The following is an 18,901-nucleotide window of genomic DNA, read 5'->3' as shown; positions in this document are numbered from 1 at the left end:
GTAGTTAACGCCACCAAGTCCTTAATTATGTGGGCGACGGCATACCGAGCAACACAAGCCCGATACGCAACGGATCCAGGAGAGTTCGATGACCTCAGCGACCATTCCCGGTTTGGACACAGCACCCACGAAGCACCAGGGCCTGCTGTCATGGGTGCAGGAGGTTGCCGAGCTCACCCAGCCCGACCGGGTGGTGTTCGCTGACGGCTCCGACGAGGAGTTCAACCGGCTGGCCGCGCAACTGGTCGAGGCCGGCACGCTGAAGAAGCTGAACGAGAAGAAGCACCCCAACTCCTACCTGGCGCTGTCCGACCCGTCCGACGTGGCGCGCGTGGAGTCGCGGACGTTCATCTGCACCGAGCAGGAGAGCGGCGCCGGCCCGACCAACAACTGGATGGACCCGTCCGAAATGCGGTCCATCATGACCGACCTGTACCGCGGCTGCATGCGCGGCCGCACCATGTGGGTGGTGCCGTTCTGCATGGGCCCGCTCGGCGCCGACGACCCGAAGCTGGGTGTGGAGATCACCGACTCCGAGTACGTCGTCATCTCGATGAAGGTGATGACCCGGATGGGCAAGGCCGCGCTGGAGAAGATGGGCGACGACGGGTTCTTCGTCAAGGCGCTGCACTCGGTGGGGGCTCCGCTGGAGGAGGGCCAAAAGGACGTTCCGTGGCCGTGCAACGACACCAAATACATCACCCACTTCCCGGAGACCCGCGAGATCATGAGCTACGGCTCGGGTTACGGCGGTAACGCGCTGCTGGGCAAGAAGTGCTACTCGCTGCGGATCGCCTCGGCCATGGCCCACGACGAGGGCTGGCTGGCCGAGCACATGCTGATCCTCAAGCTCATCTCCCCGGAGAACAAGGCGTACTACTTCGCCGCGGCGTTCCCGTCGGCCTGCGGCAAGACCAACCTGGCCATGCTGCAGCCGACCATCCCGGGATGGCGCGCCGAGACGCTCGGCGACGACATCGCCTGGATGCGGTTCGGCAAGGACGGCCGGCTGTACGCGGTCAACCCCGAGTTCGGTTTCTTCGGCGTCGCGCCCGGCACCAACTGGAAGTCCAACCCCAACGCCATGCGCACCATCGAGGCCGGCAACACCGTCTTCACCAACGTCGCGCTCACCGACGACAACGACGTGTGGTGGGAGGGCCTCGAGGGCGACCCGCAGCACCTGATCGACTGGAAGGGCCGCGACTGGACGCCGGACTCCGGCGAGAAGGCCGCCCACCCGAACTCGCGCTACTGCACGCCGATGTCGCAGTGCCCGATCCTCGCGCCGGAGTGGGACGACCCGCAGGGCGTGCCGATCTCGGGCATCCTGTTCGGCGCCCGCCGCAAGACCACGGTCCCGCTGGTGACGCAGGCCCGCGACTGGCAGCACGGCGTGTTCATGGGTGCCACCATGGGCAGCGAGCAGACCGCCGCCGCCGAGGGCAAGGTGGGCACCGTCCGCCGCGACCCGATGGCCATGCTGCCGTTCCTGGGCTACCACGTCGGTGACTACTTCCAGCACTGGCTCGACCTGGGCAAGAACGCCGACGAGTCGAAGATGCCGAAGGTGTTCTTCGTCAACTGGTTCCGTCGCGGCGACGACGGCGGCTTCCTGTGGCCGGGCTTCGGCGAGAACAGCCGCGTGCTCAAGTGGATCGTCGACCGCATCGAGCACAAGGCCGGCGGCCAGGACACCCCGATCGGCATCGTGCCGAAGGCCGAGGACCTCGACCTGGACGGGCTCGACGCCAGCAGCGACGAGGTCGCCCAGGCGCTGGCGGTCAACACGGCCGAGTGGCGCGAGGAACTGCCGCTGATCGAGGAGTGGTTCGAGTTCGTCGGCGACAAGCTGCCGACCGGCGTCCGCGACGAGTTCGAGGCGCTCAAGCAGCGGCTGTCCGAAGCGGGCTGATCAGCCCGCCAGCCGCGAATTGGGGCTGGCTTTCTTCTGCGCGTACATCAGCTCGTCGGCGCGGGCGAGTAGTTCGCCCACGTTCGCGGTGTCGGAAACCGGCGCCCGCACGAAGCCGATGCTGGCCGAGAGACGGTAGGGCCGCTCACTCGTCTTGTTGAAATTCCCGAACGCGAGCGCGAGCCGCTCCTCGAGCGACGGGGTGTCGCCGGCGCTTTCGGTGATCATCACACAGAATTCGTCGCCGCCGATGCGGGCGAGGATGTCGGACTCGCGCCGGATGGTGCGCAGCACCCCGGCGACGTCTTTGATCAGTTTGTCGCCCATGTCGTGGCCCAGCTCGTCGTTGACCTTTTTGAGGCCGTCGACGTCGAGAAAGGCGAGCACGCAATTGTGGCCGAGGTGGTGTGACCCGCGCAGTTTCTGCTCGGCCAGCAGGTAGAAGCCGCGACGGTTGTTCAACCCGGTCAGCTCGTCGGTGACCGAGAGCCGGCGGATCTCCTCGTTGGCGTCCTCCAGGGCGGCGGTGCGGTCGCGCACCCGCCGTTCCAGCTCGGAGTACACCCGCACGTTCTCCATCGCGATCGACGTCGAGTCCGCCAGGGCCTGCAGCAGGTGGACCTCCTGGTCGGCCGGCTGGTGCCGGCTGGCCCAGTAATTGCCGATCGCGCCGATCGGCTCGAGCTTGCGGATGGGCACCATCACCAGGCTCTTGACGAAGGTGGGGCGGTACAGGGCGTGCGGGATGCGCGGGTCGCCGTAGATGTCGGGGATCACCGCCGCGTCGCGGTTGAGCATCGCCCAGCCGCTGATGCAGGACCCGATGGGGAAACGGCTGCCCTTCCACAGCGGGGCGATCGCGTCCTCGTCGGCGTAATAGCAGCTGTCGTTGTCGCGGAGCACGAACGTCGCGCCGTCACAACCGGTGAGCTCGCGCGCCGAGGAGCGGACGATGCGCTGCAGGTCGGGCAGGGTGCGCGCCAGCGACAGCTCCTGAATGGCGTGCACGAGCCGCTCCATGCCGTCGACATAGTCGGAATCGGCGAACGAAGATGCGGCAGGCTCCGATTCTTGCTCGGCGGTCATGCGCACCTCCGTGCGGCAGTGGCGTATCCCGCCGCGCGTTGCTGACCAAGGTCGGGTTCCAGGGCCCACGGCGCTCTACTTGACTGCATTATGGCTGGCGCCGCGCGCCCCGCGCCGGGATTGACGCAGAAACTCGCCGGGTCCACCCACCACTTAACACCCGTCAAGTTTGGCGGCGGTACAGTCTGCGCATGCAGATCCGCCCGTATATCGGCGCCGACAAACCTGCTGTCATCCTGTACCCGTCCGGCACGGTCGTCACCTTCGATGACCTCGAGGCCCGCGCCAATCGCCTGGCGCACCGGTTCCGCCAGGCGGGCCTGCGCGAGGGTGACACGGTCGCCATCCTGATGGAGAACAACGAGCACATCCACGCAGTGATGTGGGCTGCTCGCCGCAGCGGTTTGTACTACGTGCCCATCAACACCCATCTGACCGCGGCGGAGGCCGCCTACATCGTCGACAACAGCGCCGCCAAGGCGATCATCGGCTCGGCCGCGCTGCGCGAAACCTGCGCCGGCCTCGCCGAGCAGCTGCCGCGCGGGCTACCGGAACTGTTGCTGATCGCCGCCGAGAAGCAAGACGAGGGCCTGCCGGGCTGGGAGCGCTACCCGGAATGCGTTGCCGGCCAACCGGATACCCCGATCGACGACGAAATCGAGGGTGACCTGCTGCAGTACTCGTCCGGAACCACTGGCCGGCCCAAGGGCATCAAGCGCGAATTGCCGCACGTTCCCCCGGCCGACGCCCCCGGCATGATGTCGGCGCTGGTCGGCTTCTGGATGACGCCCGATTCGGTCTACCTGAGCCCCGCGCCGCTGTACCACACGGCGCCGTCGGTGTGGTCGATGAGCGCGCAGGCCGGCGGCATCACCACGGTGGTGATGGAGAAGTTCGACGCGGAGGGCTGCCTGGATGCCATCCAGCGGCACCGGGTCACCCACGGACAGTTCGTGCCGGCGATGTTCACCCGGATGCTGAAACTGCCTGATGCGGTGCGTCATTCGTACGACCTGAGCAGCCTGCAGCGGGTGATGCACGCCGCGGCGCCGTGCCCGGTGGAGATCAAGAAGCAGATGATCGACTGGTGGGGTCCGATCATCGACGAGTACTACGCCTCCTCCGAGGCACACGGGTCGACGCTGATCACCGCCGAAGATTGGCTGGCGCATCCGGGTTCGGTCGGCAAGCCCATGGGCGGCGCCGTGCACATCCTGGACGAGAACGGCGACGAGCTCCCGCCCGGCCAGGCCGGCGAGATCTACTTCGAGGGCGGGTATTCGTTCGAATACCTCAACGACCCAACGAAAACCGCGTCATCGCGCTCCAAGCACGGCTGGGCCACCGTCGGCGACATCGGCTACGTCGACGACGAGGGCTACCTGTACCTGACCGACCGGCGCCACCACATGATCATCTCCGGCGGGGTCAACATCTACCCACAAGAAGCCGAGAACCTTCTGGTCACCCACCCCAAGGTGATGGACGCGGCGGTGTTCGGCGTTCCCGACGACGAGATGGGCCAGCGCGTCACCGCGGTCGTGCAGACCGTCGACCCCGCGGACGCCACCGACGCGTTCGGCGATGAGCTGCTGGCCTGGCTGCGGGATCGCCTGGCGCACTACAAATGTCCGCGATCGATCGCCTTCGAAGCGCAGCTGCCGCGCACCGACACCGGCAAGCTCTACAAGAATGGGCTGATCGAGAAGTACTCGGTGTGACCGATGCTCCGGGTGGTCGACCTGTCGAGCGCGCCGGAGGACGGTCCGGCGTCGCCGCCCGGCGTGATCATCGCCGTCGGCTCGGCCGACGACATCGCTAGGGCCGGAACCTGGCTTGACGCAGCGACTTTCACGCTGACCGAGGACGCCTGCGCCGACCGCCGGGTCATCACCGTCGATTCCGTGTCCGACGCGCTGGTCGAGCTGACCGATCGCTGTCGACGTTGGCCGCACGCCGGCGGGATCTGTGACGACGTATTGCGCGCGGTGGATCCCGAGGGGCCGACGCTGGCCGGGGTGGTGGCCGAGTCGCTGGGGTATTCAACGCTGCAGTCCGGCCCGGAGTTCGCGCGGTGGCTACAGGAGCGCGGCCGGGTCCGCATGCCCGACATCGCCGACCCGGTACTGGCGGACCGTGACGGCGACATCCTGCGCATCGCCTTCAACCGGCCGCAGCGCCACAACGCGTTCTCCACCGACGCCCGCGCGGCGCTGTTGGAGGCGCTGTCCGTCGCGCAGCTGGATCCCTCGGTCACCGGCATCGTGTTGAGCGGCAACGGCCCATCGTTTTGCAGCGGTGGAGATCTCGCCGAATTCGGCACCTTCGCCGACCCGGCGAGTGCCCACCTCGCCCGCACCCGGCACAGCCCCGCCCTCGCGCTCGACGCGCTGACCGCGCGACTCGGCCGCGCGTGCCGCGCCGAGGTGCACGGCCGGGTGATGGGCAGCGGACTGGAGATGGCCGCGTTTTGCGGGTGGGTCACCGCCCGCGGCGACGCGGTGTTCGGGCTACCGGAATTGGCGCTCGGCCTGATCCCCGGCGCCGGCGGCACCGTCAGCGTCACCCGGCGGATAGGCCGGTGGCGCACGGCGTATCTCGTGCTGTCCGGCCACACCGTGGACGCCGAGACCGCGTTGGCCTGGGGGTTGGTGGACGAGGCCTAGCGATCGCGCCGCGGCACGCTCGACGTGGCCCGGGTTCGGCGTCAGAAGCCCGAATACGTGGTCGTGGTCGTCGAGGGCAGATGGGAGACGACAAGCACCCCGGCGACGACGTAGATCAGCACGAAGATCACCGCCGCGACGACGCCCACGATGGCGCCGATGATGGCCCACTTCTTGGCGTTGTTGGCCGCCTCGTGCGCCTCGGCGTAGCGGCCCTGCGCCCACAGCCCGGAGACCTTGTTGGAGTACACAATCGAGACGATCCCCAGCGGCAGGCAGCACAGCACCGTGCACAGGATCGCCCAGACCAGATAGTTCTCGGGTTCCGGCTGGCCCTGCCAGCCCGGCTGGGCCGCGGGCCATCCCGTGGGCGGCTGACCCGGCCACGCCGGGGGCGGCTGCGGCGGATACCCCGGCGGCGGCTGACCTTGCCAGTCCGGCGGCGGCTGGCCTTGCCATTCCGGTTGTTGCCCTTGCCATTCCGGCTGTTGCCCCGGCCATTCAGGCGAACCGCCGGGCGGCGCGGGAGGATAACTCATGGCGGCTGCCTTTCCCTTTGGTTCGGAAGTCAGGCAAATATACTCCCAAACGCCGTTCTGCCGCCGCGCGATTGACAAGCCCGCGTCAGATCCCGCCGCGGGTCACCAGTTGCCGGGCGATCACATTGCGCTGGATCTCGTTGGTGCCTTCACCGACGATCATCAACGGCGCGTCCCGAAAGTAGCGTTCGACGTCGTATTCGGTGGAATAACCGTAGCCGCCGTGGATTCGCACCGCGTTCAGCGCGATCTCCATCGCCACCTCGGAGGCGAACAGCTTGGCCATCCCGGCTTCCATGTCGCAGCGTTCACCGCTGTCGTAGCGCTCGGCGGCGTAGCGGGTGAGCTGGCGGGCGGCGGTGAGTTTGGTCGCCATGTCGGCCAGGTAGTTGCCCACCGATTGGTGCTGCCAGATCGGCTGCCCGAAGCTCTCCCGCTGCTGGGCGTAGGCCAGCGCATCCTCCAGCGCGGCGGTGGCGACGCCCAGGGCGCGGGCCGCCACCTGGATGCGGCCCGTCTCGAGTCCCTTCATCATCTGTGAAAAGCCCTCGCCCGCAACGCCACCCAGTATCGCCGTTTCCGGCACCCGGTAATTGTCGAAGGACAGCTCGCAGGACTCCACGCCCTTGTAGCCCAGCTTGGGCAGGTCCCGCGACACCGTCAGGCCCGGCCCGTGCTCGACGAGCACGATCGAGATGCCCGTGTGGCGCGGCTTGGCGTTCGGGTCGGTCTTGCACAACAGGGCGATCAGCCCGGAGCGGCGGGCGTTGCTGATCCAGGTCTTGGACCCGTTGATCACCAGGCCGCCCGCGTCGTCGCTCAGGGCGGTGGTCGCCATGTTCTGCAGGTCCGAGCCGCCGCCGGGCTCGGTCAATGCCATGGTGGCGCGCACCTCGCCGCCGGCCATCGGAGGCAGGTAGGTCCGCTTCTGCTCCTCGGTGCCGAACAGCGTCAGCAGCTTGGCGACCACGGTGTGCCCGCCCATCGCGCCGGCCAGGCTCATCCAGCCCCGCGCCAGTTCCTCGGTGACCCGCACGTAGCAGGGCATGGACACCGGCGAGCCGCCATACTCCTCGGGCACGGCCAGCCCGTAGATGCCGATCCGCTTCATCTGCTCGATCCACGCCTCGGGATAGGTATCGGCGTGTTCGGTCTCGCGCACGCTCGGCTTGACCTCGCGGTCGATGAACGCCCGCACCGTCGCGACCAGCATGTCCTCTTCGTCGTTCACCTATGAGCACCTCGTCGATTCGCGCCGAACGTCGACTTGCTGGGGAAAATCGGCACCAGCAGGTCGACGTTGGGCCTGATCCGGATTGACCCTCGATTCCACAGCCTGCCAGCATGTGGCGTTGTGACTAGTGACGGGTATGCGCGGATTCGCGAGGGTGGGCCGTACTTCGACGACCTCTCGGTGGGGCAGGTGTTCGACTGGGCGCCGTCGATGACGCTGTCGTCCGGCCTGGCGGGCGCGCACCAGGCGATCGTGGGCGACCGGCTGCGCCTGGCGCTCGACGCCGATCTGTGCGGGGCGGTGACGGGGCTGCCCGCCCCGTTGGCCCACCCGGGGTTGGTGTGTGACGTGGCGATCGGCCAGTCGACGCTGGTGACCCAGCGGGTCAAGGCCAACCTGTTCTATCGCGGCCTGGTGTTTCACCGGTTCCCCGTCATCGGCGATTCCCTCTACACCCGCACCGAAGTGGTTGGGCTGCGGGCCAATTCACCCAAGCCGGGCCGGGCCCCGACGGGCTTGGTGGCGCTGCGGATGATCACGATCGACCAGGCCGACCAGTTGGTACTCGACTTCTACCGTTGCGGGATGCTGCCCGCCGGACCGGATTTCGATGCCGACAACGCACCGCACGACGATCTGTCCACCATCGGCGCCGACGTGCCCGGCCCGGCCCACGATCCCACCGCGCAATGGGACGGTGAGGTTTTCCGCACCAAGGTGCCCGGGCCGCACTTCGATCCCGCTCTGGCGGGATCGGTGCTGCACAGCACCGCCGACGTCGTCACCAATGCCCCCGAGCTCGCCCGGCTCACCCTGAATATCGCTGCGACCCATCATGATTCGCGGGTCGGCGGGCGCCGGCTGGTGTACGGCGGACACACCATCGGGCTGGCGCTCGCGCAGGCCGGCAGGCTGCTGCCCAACCTGGTGACGGTGCTGGGCTGGGAGTCGTGCGATCACACAGGTCCCGTACACGAGGGCGACACCCTCTACAGCGAGCTGCACATCGAATCCGCCGAGCCGACCGAGCATGGGGGAGTGCTCGGGTTGCGGTCGCTGGTGTATGCCGCCGGTGACGCGGAGGGCGGGCCGGACCGGCCGGTGCTGGACTGGCGGTTTCGCGCGCTGCAGTTCTAACGACGATGCGCGCCACGAGCACAATGGGGGGCGTGAGCTCGGCCGCAACCGCCTGGGGAAGCAGCGGGCTGGCCTACCTGACCGGCCCGCCCGACGGACCCGCCGACTTCTCCCGCGCCCGCGTGCTGTCCCGCGCGCACGAGGTGGCCGCGGCGATCGGCGGCCGCTGGGGCATCGACGTCGACGCGGCCGGGCTGCTGACCGGCCGGGCCGCCCTGCGGGGCCTGACCCGCGCCGGCCGGGTGTCGCCCGGCGGCGCCACCCGCCTGCTCGCGGCGCGGGACGGCTGGTGCGCGCTCACCCTCTCCCGCGCCGACGACCTCGCCGCCGTCCCGGCGCTCCTGCAGGTCGACGACGCCGCGGTCGACCCGTGGCCGCAGCTGCGACGGTGGGCCGCCACCCGTGCGGTCCCCGACATCGTCGAGCGGGCGGCGTTGCTCGACATCCCGGCGGCGGGCCTGGGTGAGGCGACGGCCGCGCCGTCGCACACACGCCGCATCGGACCGCCGGCGCCACCGCGCGCGCCGCGGGGGCTGCTGGTGGCCGATCTGTCCTCGATGTGGGCGGGCCCGCTGTGCGGTCGGCTGCTGGCCCACGCCGGGGCGACGGTGGTCAAGGTCGAAAGCCCTCGCCGCCCGGACGGAACCCGCGCCGGGGACCGAACCTTCTTCGACTGGATGAACCACGAAAAGCTGTGCTATGGCATCGATTTCGACAGCCAGACCGACGAATTGCGCGAGCTCCTCACGGTCAGCGACGTCGTCATCGAGGGCTCCCGCCCGGCCGGGCTGGCGCGCCGGGGCCTCGGGCCCGACGACGTCGCGCCACGACCGGGCCGAATCTGGTTGCAAATCACCGCCTATGACGGCCGCCGACCGGGATTCGGGGACGACGCCGCCGTCGGTGGCGGCCTGGTCGGGACCAGCGCCGAGGGGCCGGTGTTCTGCGGCGACGCCATCGCCGACCCGCTGACCGGCCTGCAGGCGGCGCTGGCGGTGGCCGAATCCCTGGCGCGCGGCGGCGGCGAATTGATCCGCCTCTCCATGGCGGCCGTCGCCGCGACCTACGCGGCGCTGCCCACGGGGCCCTCGGAGTCGCCCGCGCCGGTGTCACCGCCGCTAATGCCGCCGGCGGCGCCTCCCGCGTCCGGGCTGGGCGCCGACAACGCGGCGGTGCGCCACCTTGTCGGCCAAAGACGTTGCCCGTCATGCTGATTCGTCAGGCGACCCTGCTGGATGGGACCGTGACCGACATCCGCGTTGGCGCGCAGATCGAGGAGATGGCGCCCTCGGGCGAGGGGCTGACGCCGCGCGCTGGCGAGGGCGTCCTGTACGCGGGCGGCGGAACCGTGCTGCCCGGGCTGCACGACCACCACGTGCACCTGCGCTCGGCGGCCTCGGCGCTCGATTCGTTTTTCGTCGGACCGCCCGGGGTCAGCACCGAAGCCGAGCTCACCCAGTTGCTGGCAAACGCCACGCCCGGGCCCGACGGGTGGATTCGCGCCGTCGGCTACCACGATTCGGTCGCCGGGGAACTCGACCGGACCGCTCTGGACGCGATGGTCCGCAGCGTGCCCGTGCGCATCCAGCACCGCAGCGGCGCGCTGTGGATCCTCAACTCCGAGGCGCTGGGCCGGATCGGCCTGGCCGAACACCCCGACGGGCGACTGCGCAGCGCCGACGACGGCTGGGCGCAGGCCCTGGACCGACGCGAAACCGACCTCGCCGAACTCAGCCGCCGCATCACGGCGACCGGCGTCACCGGGGTCACCGACGCCACCCCCGACCTCGACGCCGACGACAGGGCCTTGCTGGCGGCGGCGCACGGCCGCGGCGAGTTCCGGCCACGGGTCAGCTTCCTGTCCCCGGGCAAGAAAATCCTGCACGACGACCGCCTCGACCTCGACGGCCTCACGGAATGGATTGCCGGGCAGCACAACACGGGCCAACCGGTCGCCGTGCACTGCGTGACCGCGGCCCAGCTGGTGGTGACCATCGGCGCCCTGCGCGCGGCCGGCGGCCACCCGCAGGACCGCATCGAACACGCCGCGGTGGTGCCCGACGACAACGTGGCCGACCTCGCCGAGCTCGGGGTCACCGTGGTCACCCAGCCCAACTTCGTCGCCGAGCGCGGCGATCAGTACCTCGCCGAGGTTCCCGCCGCCGAGCACGATCAGCTGTGGCGCGTCGCGGCGCTGCGCGACGCGGGCGTGCCGGTCGCGCTGTCCACCGACATGCCGTTCGGCCACGGCGACCCGTGGACGGCGATGCGCGCCGCGGTGCACCGCACCACACCGAGCGGTGCCGTTCTGGGCGCCGACGAATGTGTCTCGCCGTCAACGGCTTTGACGATGTTTCTGGGGTGCGCGGATCGACCGGACCGGGTGCGCGCCGTGCGCACCGGGCAGCCGGGCGACCTGTGCGTGCTCAGCGAGCCACCGGCGACGGCGCTGGCCGAGCTGGACGCCGGCATGGTGGCCGCCACCGTCATCGGCGGCGAGCTGGTGTACTTCGCGATGTGACCCGGCGGTCAGGACGCCGGGGCGAGCGCGGCGCGCAGGATGTCGCATTGGCTGCCGAAGAACTGTTGCGACACTTGAAGTTTCGGCGCGATCAGGTCGAACCCGTGGAAGGCGCCGGGAACGATCTCGACCTGGCACGGCACCCCGGCGGCTTTCAGCCGTTCGGCGTAGGCCAGGTCTTCGTCGTGGAACAGGTCATGGGTGCCCACACCGATCCACGCCGGGGGCAGCCCGCTCAGGTCGTCGCGCCGGGCGGGCACCGCGACCTGCGGGTCCGCGCCGCCCAGGTATGCGGCCCAACCGAATCGGTTGCTGCGGTTGTCCCAGAGCCGGTAGTTCGCGCTGGGCTCGGTCGCCGAACTGCGGTCGTCGAGCATGGGATAGGTCAGCAGCTGGAACGAGGGGCTCACCTCGGCGCGGTCGCGGGCCAGCAGGGCCAGGGCCGCGGCGAGGCCACCGCCGGCGCTGGCACCCCCGATGGCCACCCGGTACCGGTCCACCGACGGCAGCCCGGCGAGCCAGGTCAGCGCCGCGTAGCAGTCTTCCAGCGGTGCGGGGTACGGATGTTCGGGCGCCAGGCGGTATTCCACCGACGCCACGGTGATGCCCAGCCGCCTGCTGAACCCGCTGCACAACCGGTCGTCCTGCTGGGCGGTGCCGATCACGTATCCGCCGCCGTGAATCCACAGCAGCGCGGGCGTCGGCTCGCTGACATCGGCGGGCCGGAACAGCCGGACGCCGGCCCCCGACTCGAGGGTGATCACCTCGACGTCGCGGACGGGCTTGCCCAGCCGCGCCCGCCAGTCCATCGCCGCCCGCATGATAGGCAGGGTGCGTGGGCCGACGAGCCGCCGGGGAGCGAAGCGGGCGAGTTTTTGCAGGTCAGGATGAACAGCGTCGTTCGTCACCGATCCAGTATCACCGACGGGGAAAATGAAGGGACCGCTATCGGTGTTCTGCCGTTCATGACACGAGGAGGCCGCGTGCCCGCAAACGTCCCCCACCTCGCCACGCGATTGGTCGACACGACGCTCGGGACGCTTCGGGTCCAGGTGAGTGGCGGAACCGGTCCCGCGGTCCTCATGTGGCCGAGCCTGCTGATGACGGGCGACCTGTGGGCCGGGCAGGCCGCCCGGTTCGGCGACAGCCATCGCCTGGTGCTCGTCGACCCGCCCGGCCACGGCGGCAGCGCGCCGCTGAGCGGGCCCTTCAGCTTCGCCGACTGCGCGCGCTGCGTCGTCGACCTGCTGGACGGGCTCGGCATCGACCGCGCCCACTTCGTGGGCAACTCCTGGGGCGGGATGATCGGCGGCACCTTCGCCGCGCTGCACCCCGAACGGCTCGACCGCGCCGTGCTGATGAATTGCACCGCCTCCAAAGCCGGTGTCGCGCAAAAGATTCAGTACGCCGCCATGCTGTGGCTGGCGAGACTGCTCGGCGGCATCCGGCCGCCGCTGACCCGGTCGAGCATCCGCGCCTTCCTGGGGCCGACCACGCTGCGCACCCGCCCGGACGTGGTCGAGGCCGTGCGGACGAACGTGGCTGCGGTGAACGCCGATTCGGTCCGCTGGGCGGTGCACAGCGTGGTCTCGGCCCGGCCCGATCAGCACGCCCTGCTGGCGCGCGTCACGGCGCCGGTGCTGGTGGTCGCCGGCGCGGAAGACGCCACCTTCCCGGTGGCCGAAACCCGGGCCATGGCCGAGTCGATCCCTACCGCGTCCTTCACCGTCCTGGACGGGGTCGCGCACCTCGCGGCGCTCGAGGACCCCGCCCGGGTGAACGCGCTGCTGGAGTCGTTTCTGTTCGGGTGACGCGGCGCCGCTATCGAACCGAAACACGCGTTGCCACGTAGCCCTAACGGGCCCGCGCAGGGCCCACAAGGCAGTGGATTAACCGAACCGCGATCGGGGTATCGGTGCAATGCTGGCGAACGTGCTTGCCGTCAGCTGTGGGGTTTGTCGGCTCGTGTTCGCTACGTCCCGCCTGGGGCCGCGCGTCCGCAGGCCGCCCGATCGGCCGCGACGCGAGGGGCGAGACATGCTGGGGCAGCTATACGATCGGGCACTCGGCGGGGAGCGATGTTGGATCCGCCATGACGACGGCGAGCTGCGGCCGCTGCCGGCGCACCGCTGGTTGGGCGTGCGATGTCCCCCCGACGGCTCAGGCGGATCCGGTGACGCCGTCGACGAGGTTTTCGACGAGGCCGTCACCCAGATGTGCACCGGGCCGACCATCGAGCTGGGCTGCGGTCCGGGGCGGTTGGTGGCGAGACTGATCCAGCGGGGCATCCCCGCACTCGGTATCGACCGATCCGCGACCGCGATCCAGCTGGCGGGCCGGGGCGGTGCGCCGGCCCTGTTGGGTGACGTGTTCGAGGAGCTGCCCGGAACGGGCTTGTGGCAGACGGTGTTACTGGTCGACGGCAACGTCGGGCTCGGTGGAGACCCGCTGCGGATTCTCGCGCGCGCCTTCGAGTTGTTGGCCCGCGGCGGCCGTTGCATCGCCGAATTCGAAGCCGAGACCATCGGCATCCGGTCGCGCTGGGTCCGCCTCGAGTCGTCGTGCGAGGTCGGACCCTGGTTTCGCTGGGCCACCGTCGGGGTGGACAGCGCCGCCGCGCTGGCCGCGCAGGTGGGGCTGACGCTGACCGGCGTCCGCCTGATCGGCGACCGGGTGATCGCCAGCCTGGCGGCGGTCTGAGCGTGTCGCGCGCAGCTAAATCCGGCGCGCGTAGCGAACCGCCAAATGCGTTCCAAACAGGATGAATAACCCCTTCAGCGACACCCCTGGGCAAAGCGTGAGCGCAACCATAGCCGGTTCTACGTAAACACCGGTTTCGGCGACCTGCCCGGGGGTACAGTTCCCGACATGACGGCGAACCGACCGGGTTTCACACCGTGGATGAAGTGGTTGCTGCGGGCCGGTCCCGCCGACTATGCGCTGGCACTGAGCGTGGCCGGGGCGTCGCTGCCGGTGGTCGGCAAACACCTCGAGCCGCTGGCCGGCATCACCGCCATGGGCGTGTGGGGCGCGCGGCACGCGCCCGAGGCGATCTCCGCGGCGACCAAGGACTGGTTCACGCCGGGGATCAACGACGCGCGGCGCCGGGACCGTGAGAGCACGCGGCAGGTCTCCCTCGCGGCGTTGCGGGGGGTCGTGTCGGCGGCGGACCTCGAGATGGATTGGCCGGCGGCCGAACGGACACCGCCGATCTGGGACGGCCTGCGCCAGCGGCGCCACCTTTATCGCCGGGGCGTCCACTACGGGGACCACCCCGCACAGGTGCTCGACGTCTGGCGCCGCAAAGACCTGCCCGCGCAACCCGCGCCGGTCCTGATCTTCCTGCCGGGCGGCGCCTGGGTGCACGGCAGGTGCATGGGTCAGGGGTCCGCGCTGATGTCGCGGCTGGCCGAGCAGGGGTGGGTGTGCCTGGCGGTCGACTACCGCGTCGCGCCGCACCACCGCTGGCCGCGCCACATCGTCGACGTCAAAACCGCCATCGCGTGGGCGCGCGCCAACGTCGACAAGTTCGGCGGCGACCGCAATTTCGTTGCGATAGCGGGGTGTTCGGCCGGCGGCCACCTGTGCGCGCTGGCCGGGCTGACCCCCGACGACCCGGAGTACCGGGCGAAGCTGCCCGAGGGTGCGGACACGTCGGTGGACGCGGTCGTCGGAATTTATGGCCGCTACGACTGGGAGGACCGCTCGACGGCGGAGCGCGCCCGGTTCGTCGAATTCCTGGAACGGGTCGTGGTGAGAAAGTCGATCGCCCGTCACCCCGAGGTATTCCGGGCCGCCTCGCCGATCGCCCGAGTGCACCGTAATGCGCCTCCCTTCCTCGTGATTCACGGCAGCAAGGACAGCGTCATCCCGGTGGAGCAGGCGCGCAGCTTCGTCGAGCGGCTGCGGACGGTGTCGCATTCGACGGTGGGCTACCTGGAGTTGCCCGGTGCGGGCCACGGATACGACCTCATCGACGGCGAGCGCGCCGGCGCGGCGGCACACGTCGCCTCCCTGTTCCTCAACCAGGTTTATCGCACCAAGACACGGATCGTGGCAAAAGAGGTTATCTGAGCCGGCGCCGCTGAGTATGGTCCCTCTATGGGTAAGGGGCAGCGGTGAAGAGGCTTAGCGGCTGGGACTCGGTGCTGCTGTACAGCGAAACGCCGAACGTGCACATGCACACCATCAAAGCCGCCGTCATCGAGCTGGACGTTGATCGGCGTTCCCTGGACGTCGACGCGTTCCGACAAGTCATCGCCGGCCGGCTGAACAAGCTCGATCCGTTCTGCTACCAGCTCATCGAGGTCCCCCTCAACTTCCACCACCCGATGTGGCGGGAAAACTGCGAGGTCGACCTCGACTATCACATCCGTCCCTGGCGAGTGTCGCCGCCCGGGGGCCGCCGCGAGCTGGACGAAGCCATCGGGCAAATCGCCAGCACCCCGCTCGACCGCAGCCGCCCGCTCTGGGAGATGTACTTCGTGGAAGGGTTGGCCAACAACAGGATTGCGGTCGTCGGCAAAATTCACCACGCGCTCGCCGACGGCGTCGCATCGGCGAATTTGTTGGCCCGCGGCATGGACCTGCAGCCGTGCCCGGACGGCGGACCGTACATGTGCGACCCGCCCCCGACCACGCGGCAGCTCGTCGCCTCGGCGCTCGCCGACCACGTCCGCCACGTCGGGCGGCTGCCGCACACGATCCGCTACACCGCGCAGGGTTTGGGCCGGGTGCGCCGCAGCACACGCAAGTTCTCCCCGGAACTGACGCGGCCGTTCGAGCCGCCGCCGACGTTCATGAACCACAAGCTCACCCCGGAACGCCGGTTCGCCACCGCCACACTGGCCCTGGCCGACGTCAAGGAGACCGGCAAGCGGCTCGGGGCGACGATCAACGACATGGTGCTGGCCATGTCGACGGGCGCGTTGCGCACCCTGCTGTTGCGCTACGACGGCAAGGCCGAGCCGTTGTTGGCTTCGGTGCCAATGAGTTTCGACTTCTCGCCCGAGCGGATCTCCGGTAATCGTTTCACCGGCGTGCTGGTCGGCCTGCCGACCGATTCCGACGATCCGCTGGAGCGGGTGCGGTGCAGCCACGAGAACGCGATCGCCGCCAAGGAAAGCAATCAGCTGATGGGACCGGAGTTGGTCAGCCGGTGGGCGGCCTACATGCCCCCGGGCCCCACCCAGGCCTTCTTCCGGTGGGCGTCCGGCCGCGATGGCCACAACAAGATCCTCAACCTGAACATCTCCAACGTCCCCGGGCCGCGCGAGCGCGGCCGCGTCGGCGGTGCGCTGGTCACCGAGATCTATTCGGTGGGCCCGTTGACCGCGGGCAGTGGGCTCAACATCACCGTGTGGAGCTATGTCGATCAGCTCAACATCTCGGTGCTCGCCGACGGGGCCACGTGCGAGGACCCGCACGAGGTCACCGACGCCATGGTCAACGATTTTATCGAAATACGCAGGGCCGCAGGGATTTCGGAGAAGCTCACCACAATCGAAGCCGCGATGGCGCCGGCCTGACCGGGTCGGTACGGTCGCTGACCTCGCGCGGGCGGTAACCCGAATCTCGCCGGGCCGTTAACGCCGTTCCCGTCGACCGTTACCATCGGTCCGACAAGTCAGTAGCGTGACGAACAAGGGAGCACCGTGAGCGAAGAGGCCAACGAACCCGAAGTCCTGGTCGAACAGCGGGACCGGATCCTCATCATCACGATCAACCGGCCGAAGGCCAAGAACGCGGTCAACTCCGCGGTGGCCAACGGCCTGGCCGCCGCCGTCGACCGGCTCGACGACGAACCCGGACTGTCGGTCGGCATCCTCACCGGCGCGGGCGGCTCGTTCTGCGCGGGCATGGACCTCAAGGCCTTCGCCCGCGGCGAGCTCCCGATCGTCGAGGGCCGCGGCATGGGCTTCACCGAACGTCCGCCAGTCAAGCCGCTGATCGCGGCGGTCGAGGGCTACGCGCTGGCCGGCGGCACCGAGCTGGCGTTGGCGACCGACCTGATCGTGGCCTCCAAGGACTCGGCGTTCGGCATCCCGGAGGTCAAGCGCGGCCTGGTCGCCGGGGGCGGCGGGCTGCTGCGGCTGCCGCAACGCATCCCGTCCGCGATCGCCATGGAGCTGGCACTGACCGGTGAAAACCTGAGCGCCGAGCGCGCGCACGCGCTGGGAATGGTCAACGTCCTCGCCGAGCCCGGATCGGCGCTGGACGCGGCGATCGAGCTGGCCGAGAAGATCGCCGCGAACGGGCCGCTGGCGGTGGCCGCCACCAAGCAGATCATCGTCGAGTCCCGCGGCTGGAGCCCCGAGACCATGTTCGCCGAGCAGAACAAGCTGCTCGCCCCGGTGTTCTCCTCCAACGACGCCAAGGAGGGCGCGATCGCCTTCGCCGAGAAGCGCCCACCCAAGTGGACGGGCACTTAATCGGTCAGATACCGCTGCAGCGTCGGCCCCAGCCGGCCGACCAGGTCCTCGATGCTGGTCGACGCGAGCGGCTCGATCTTGAGCTGGTAGCGCGCGAAGGCGAGCCCGGCCAGGTGGCTGGCCACCAGCTCGACCCGTAGCTCGGCATCGGCAACCCCGAATTCCGTCGCGACCCGCTCGGCGATCGGGCCGGCGAGGCTGTCGTGCAACACCTTTCGCGCCTCGGGGTGGATCGCCGCCGAACGCCACAGCGTCAGGAACGGCTCGAACACGGCGCCTTGTTCCCAGTGCTCGAGGAAGCGGCGCGCCAGCCGTTCGCCGACCCGTTCGGTCCCCTCGTCGAGCAGTGTGGCCAGCTGGTGCAACGGGTGCTCGGGACCGGTCAGCGTGGACGCGGTGAACAGACCTTCCTTGTTGCCGAAAAAGTAGTAGACCATCGCGACGTCCACACCGGCGTCGGCCGCGATCGCGCGGACGGTGGCCCGTTCGTACCCGTCGCGCATGAAGCGTTCTCGCGCCGCATCGATGATGCGCTGTCTGTTCACTTGGCCGGTGCGCCACCGGCCGGCGCGCCGCGCTGCTGGCATGCGCACCAGAATAGTTCAACAGGCGTTGGCGAATGCCGCCGCGCGGCGTACCTTAGTTGTTGAACGAAGGTTGAAGTATTAGCTGAAGGAGGCCTTCAATGGTGACGAGGACGCGGCGACGCCTGTGGTGGCGCCACCTGATATCGGTCCTGTTGTTCCCGGCGACGATGACGCTCGTGGTGCCGGCCCTGATCGTCGGCACGGCCGGCGTGCACGAGCCGCGCCTGGATGCCGCGCCGACGATCGCGCTGATCACGGTCGGCTGCGTGCTGATCGCCGCCGGCCTGGCCCTGATGATCTGGACGAATGTGCTGTTCGACCGGGTGGGCGAGGGGACGCTCGGGCTGGGCAACGTGATGGGGGAGCCGGTCCATCTGGTGGTGCGGGGCCCGTACCGGCACGTGCGGAACCCGATGATCACCGGCGTGCTGTGCATCCTGCTCGGCGAGGCGGCCATCATTGCATCGGGCCCGCTATTGCTTTGGTTCGCAATCTTTTTCACGTTCCAGGCCATCGCCATCCGGTTCTGGGAGGAGCCCCATCTCGCCGAGCGCTACGGCCGTGAATACGTCGACTATCGAAGCAACGTGCCGCGCTGGATCCCGCGGGTCTCGGCCTGGGATCCGCCCGCCCGCTCCTGAGGCGGTGGCAAGCGCCGGCACCGATCGCAACTCGGGGTTCCCGTCCCACCTTTGCCGTCGAGGGACCCGCCGTGACCAGGGCGCCCGTCGCGCGGCAAGCTCGGCATCGAGGGGCAATCCGGCTGAGTTACACTGCAGACGAGA

General features: G+C 69.4%; 17 protein-coding genes. 12 read left to right on the top strand and 5 right to left on the bottom strand.

The genetic code is table 11. The annotated features are described in order from the left end of the window. The first annotated feature begins 88 nt into the window (after window positions 1-88). Window positions 89-1,915 carry a phosphoenolpyruvate carboxykinase (GTP) gene (locus OCU_RS48660; RefSeq protein WP_014381427.1) on the top strand — a complete coding sequence of 609 codons (1,827 nt, stop codon included), beginning with the start codon at window positions 89-91 and terminating at the stop codon, window positions 1,913-1,915. On the opposite strand, the gene OCU_RS48655 is transcribed toward OCU_RS48660, so the two are convergent. Further along, complete coding sequence (locus OCU_RS48655) at window positions 1,916-3,001, bottom strand: GGDEF domain-containing protein (protein ID WP_014381426.1); 1,086 nt, start codon at window positions 2,999-3,001, stop codon at window positions 1,916-1,918. It abuts the gene before it with no gap. A 191-nt stretch (window positions 3,002-3,192) separates the two neighbouring features. Between OCU_RS48655 and fadD4 the strand changes: the two genes are divergently transcribed. Both fadD4 and OCU_RS48645 read left to right on the top strand, forming a co-directional pair. Continuing rightward, the gene (gene fadD4 / locus OCU_RS48650; RefSeq protein WP_008261872.1) at window positions 3,193-4,722 is read left to right on the top strand and encodes a fatty-acid--CoA ligase FadD4; all 1,530 of its coding nucleotides are present in this window, start codon (window positions 3,193-3,195) and stop codon (window positions 4,720-4,722) included. A 3-nt stretch (window positions 4,723-4,725) separates the two neighbouring features. Next, complete coding sequence (locus tag OCU_RS48645; RefSeq protein WP_008261871.1) at window positions 4,726-5,667, top strand: enoyl-CoA hydratase/isomerase family protein; 942 nt, start codon at window positions 4,726-4,728, stop codon at window positions 5,665-5,667. Window positions 5,668-5,708: 41 nt separating this feature from the next. Here OCU_RS48645 and OCU_RS48640 read toward each other — a convergent pair whose 3' ends face one another. Continuing rightward, window positions 5,709-6,206 carry a CD225/dispanin family protein gene (locus tag OCU_RS48640; RefSeq protein ID WP_014381425.1) on the bottom strand — a complete coding sequence of 166 codons (498 nt, stop codon included), beginning with the start codon at window positions 6,204-6,206 and terminating at the stop codon, window positions 5,709-5,711. Between the two features lie 85 nt (window positions 6,207-6,291). Continuing rightward, the gene (locus tag OCU_RS48635; protein WP_014381424.1) at window positions 6,292-7,437 is read right to left on the bottom strand and encodes an acyl-CoA dehydrogenase family protein; all 1,146 of its coding nucleotides are present in this window, start codon (window positions 7,435-7,437) and stop codon (window positions 6,292-6,294) included. Window positions 7,438-7,560: 123 nt separating this feature from the next. Between OCU_RS48635 and OCU_RS48630 the strand changes: the two genes are divergently transcribed. The 3 genes from OCU_RS48630 to OCU_RS48620 are packed head-to-tail and all read left to right on the top strand — an operon-like array spanning window position 7,561 to window position 11,098. Continuing rightward, on the top strand, window positions 7,561-8,577 hold the full coding sequence (locus tag OCU_RS48630; RefSeq protein ID WP_014386003.1) for a MaoC family dehydratase: 1,017 nt from the start codon (window positions 7,561-7,563) through the stop codon (window positions 8,575-8,577). Between the two features lie 23 nt (window positions 8,578-8,600). After that, a complete protein-coding gene (locus tag OCU_RS48625; RefSeq protein WP_041787128.1) occupies window positions 8,601-9,791 on the top strand; it encodes a CoA transferase in 1,191 nt (396 codons plus the stop codon). Then, the gene (locus OCU_RS48620; protein WP_014381421.1) at window positions 9,785-11,098 is read left to right on the top strand and encodes an amidohydrolase family protein; all 1,314 of its coding nucleotides are present in this window, start codon (window positions 9,785-9,787) and stop codon (window positions 11,096-11,098) included. Before OCU_RS48625 ends, OCU_RS48620 begins: the two co-directional genes overlap by 7 nt. A gap of 8 nt (window positions 11,099-11,106) precedes the next feature. On the opposite strand, the gene OCU_RS48615 is transcribed toward OCU_RS48620, so the two are convergent. Next, a complete protein-coding gene (locus OCU_RS48615; protein WP_041787127.1) occupies window positions 11,107-12,006 on the bottom strand; it encodes an alpha/beta hydrolase in 900 nt (299 codons plus the stop codon). A gap of 174 nt (window positions 12,007-12,180) precedes the next feature. On the opposite strand from OCU_RS48615, the gene OCU_RS48610 reads away from it, so the two are divergent. The 5 genes from OCU_RS48610 (at window position 12,181) to OCU_RS48590 (ending at window position 17,529) form a co-directional block, all read left to right on the top strand. Further along, the gene (locus tag OCU_RS48610) at window positions 12,181-12,909 is read left to right on the top strand and encodes an alpha/beta fold hydrolase (RefSeq protein ID WP_014381419.1); all 729 of its coding nucleotides are present in this window, start codon (window positions 12,181-12,183) and stop codon (window positions 12,907-12,909) included. 226 nt (window positions 12,910-13,135) lie between these two features. Beyond that, window positions 13,136-13,798 carry a class I SAM-dependent methyltransferase gene (locus tag OCU_RS48605; RefSeq protein WP_008261863.1) on the top strand — a complete coding sequence of 221 codons (663 nt, stop codon included), beginning with the start codon at window positions 13,136-13,138 and terminating at the stop codon, window positions 13,796-13,798. A gap of 168 nt (window positions 13,799-13,966) precedes the next feature. Continuing rightward, window positions 13,967-15,172: an alpha/beta hydrolase gene (locus OCU_RS48600; protein ID WP_014381418.1), complete on the top strand. Its 1,206-nt coding sequence runs from the start codon at window positions 13,967-13,969 to the stop codon at window positions 15,170-15,172. A gap of 44 nt (window positions 15,173-15,216) precedes the next feature. After that, window positions 15,217-16,626: a WS/DGAT/MGAT family O-acyltransferase gene (locus OCU_RS48595; protein ID WP_014385998.1), complete on the top strand. Its 1,410-nt coding sequence runs from the start codon at window positions 15,217-15,219 to the stop codon at window positions 16,624-16,626. Between the two features lie 126 nt (window positions 16,627-16,752). Next, the gene (locus OCU_RS48590) at window positions 16,753-17,529 is read left to right on the top strand and encodes a crotonase/enoyl-CoA hydratase family protein (RefSeq protein WP_008261853.1); all 777 of its coding nucleotides are present in this window, start codon (window positions 16,753-16,755) and stop codon (window positions 17,527-17,529) included. Here the strand turns inward: OCU_RS48590 and OCU_RS48585 are convergent. Beyond that, window positions 17,526-18,116 carry a TetR/AcrR family transcriptional regulator gene (locus OCU_RS48585; RefSeq protein ID WP_008261850.1) on the bottom strand — a complete coding sequence of 197 codons (591 nt, stop codon included), beginning with the start codon at window positions 18,114-18,116 and terminating at the stop codon, window positions 17,526-17,528. The genes OCU_RS48590 and OCU_RS48585 overlap by 4 nt on opposite strands. Window positions 18,117-18,214: 98 nt before the next feature. Between OCU_RS48585 and OCU_RS48580 the strand changes: the two genes are divergently transcribed. After that, on the top strand, window positions 18,215-18,757 hold the full coding sequence (locus OCU_RS48580) for a methyltransferase family protein (RefSeq protein WP_014381416.1): 543 nt from the start codon (window positions 18,215-18,217) through the stop codon (window positions 18,755-18,757). Window positions 18,758-18,901: the final 144 nt, after the last annotated feature.

Origin of the sequence: Mycobacterium intracellulare ATCC 13950 (assembly GCF_000277125.1) — a bacterium.
Lineage (GTDB): Bacteria > Actinomycetota > Actinomycetes > Mycobacteriales > Mycobacteriaceae > Mycobacterium > Mycobacterium intracellulare.
The sequence above is the reverse complement of the archived record's forward strand: the minus strand, read 5'-3'. Positions and strand labels throughout refer to the sequence as shown.

Coding starts and splice junctions, on each gene's coding strand:
- OCU_RS48660 (WP_014381427.1), top strand. CDS start 89: ATGACCTCAGCGACCATTCCCGGTTTGGACACAGCACCCACGAAGCAC.
- OCU_RS48655 (WP_014381426.1), bottom strand. CDS start 3,001: ATGACCGCCGAGCAAGAATCGGAGCCTGCCGCATCTTCGTTCGCCGAT.
- fadD4 (WP_008261872.1), top strand. CDS start 3,193: ATGCAGATCCGCCCGTATATCGGCGCCGACAAACCTGCTGTCATCCTG.
- OCU_RS48645 (WP_008261871.1), top strand. CDS start 4,726: ATGCTCCGGGTGGTCGACCTGTCGAGCGCGCCGGAGGACGGTCCGGCG.
- OCU_RS48640 (WP_014381425.1), bottom strand. CDS start 6,206: ATGAGTTATCCTCCCGCGCCGCCCGGCGGTTCGCCTGAATGGCCGGGG.
- OCU_RS48625 (WP_041787128.1), top strand. CDS start 8,601: ATGGGGGGCGTGAGCTCGGCCGCAACCGCCTGGGGAAGCAGCGGGCTG.
- OCU_RS48620 (WP_014381421.1), top strand. CDS start 9,785: ATGCTGATTCGTCAGGCGACCCTGCTGGATGGGACCGTGACCGACATC.
- OCU_RS48610 (WP_014381419.1), top strand. CDS start 12,181: ATGTGGCCGAGCCTGCTGATGACGGGCGACCTGTGGGCCGGGCAGGCC.
- OCU_RS48605 (WP_008261863.1), top strand. CDS start 13,136: ATGCTGGGGCAGCTATACGATCGGGCACTCGGCGGGGAGCGATGTTGG.
- OCU_RS48600 (WP_014381418.1), top strand. CDS start 13,967: ATGACGGCGAACCGACCGGGTTTCACACCGTGGATGAAGTGGTTGCTG.
- OCU_RS48585 (WP_008261850.1), bottom strand. CDS start 18,116: ATGCCAGCAGCGCGGCGCGCCGGCCGGTGGCGCACCGGCCAAGTGAAC.
- OCU_RS48580 (WP_014381416.1), top strand. CDS start 18,215: ATGGTGACGAGGACGCGGCGACGCCTGTGGTGGCGCCACCTGATATCG.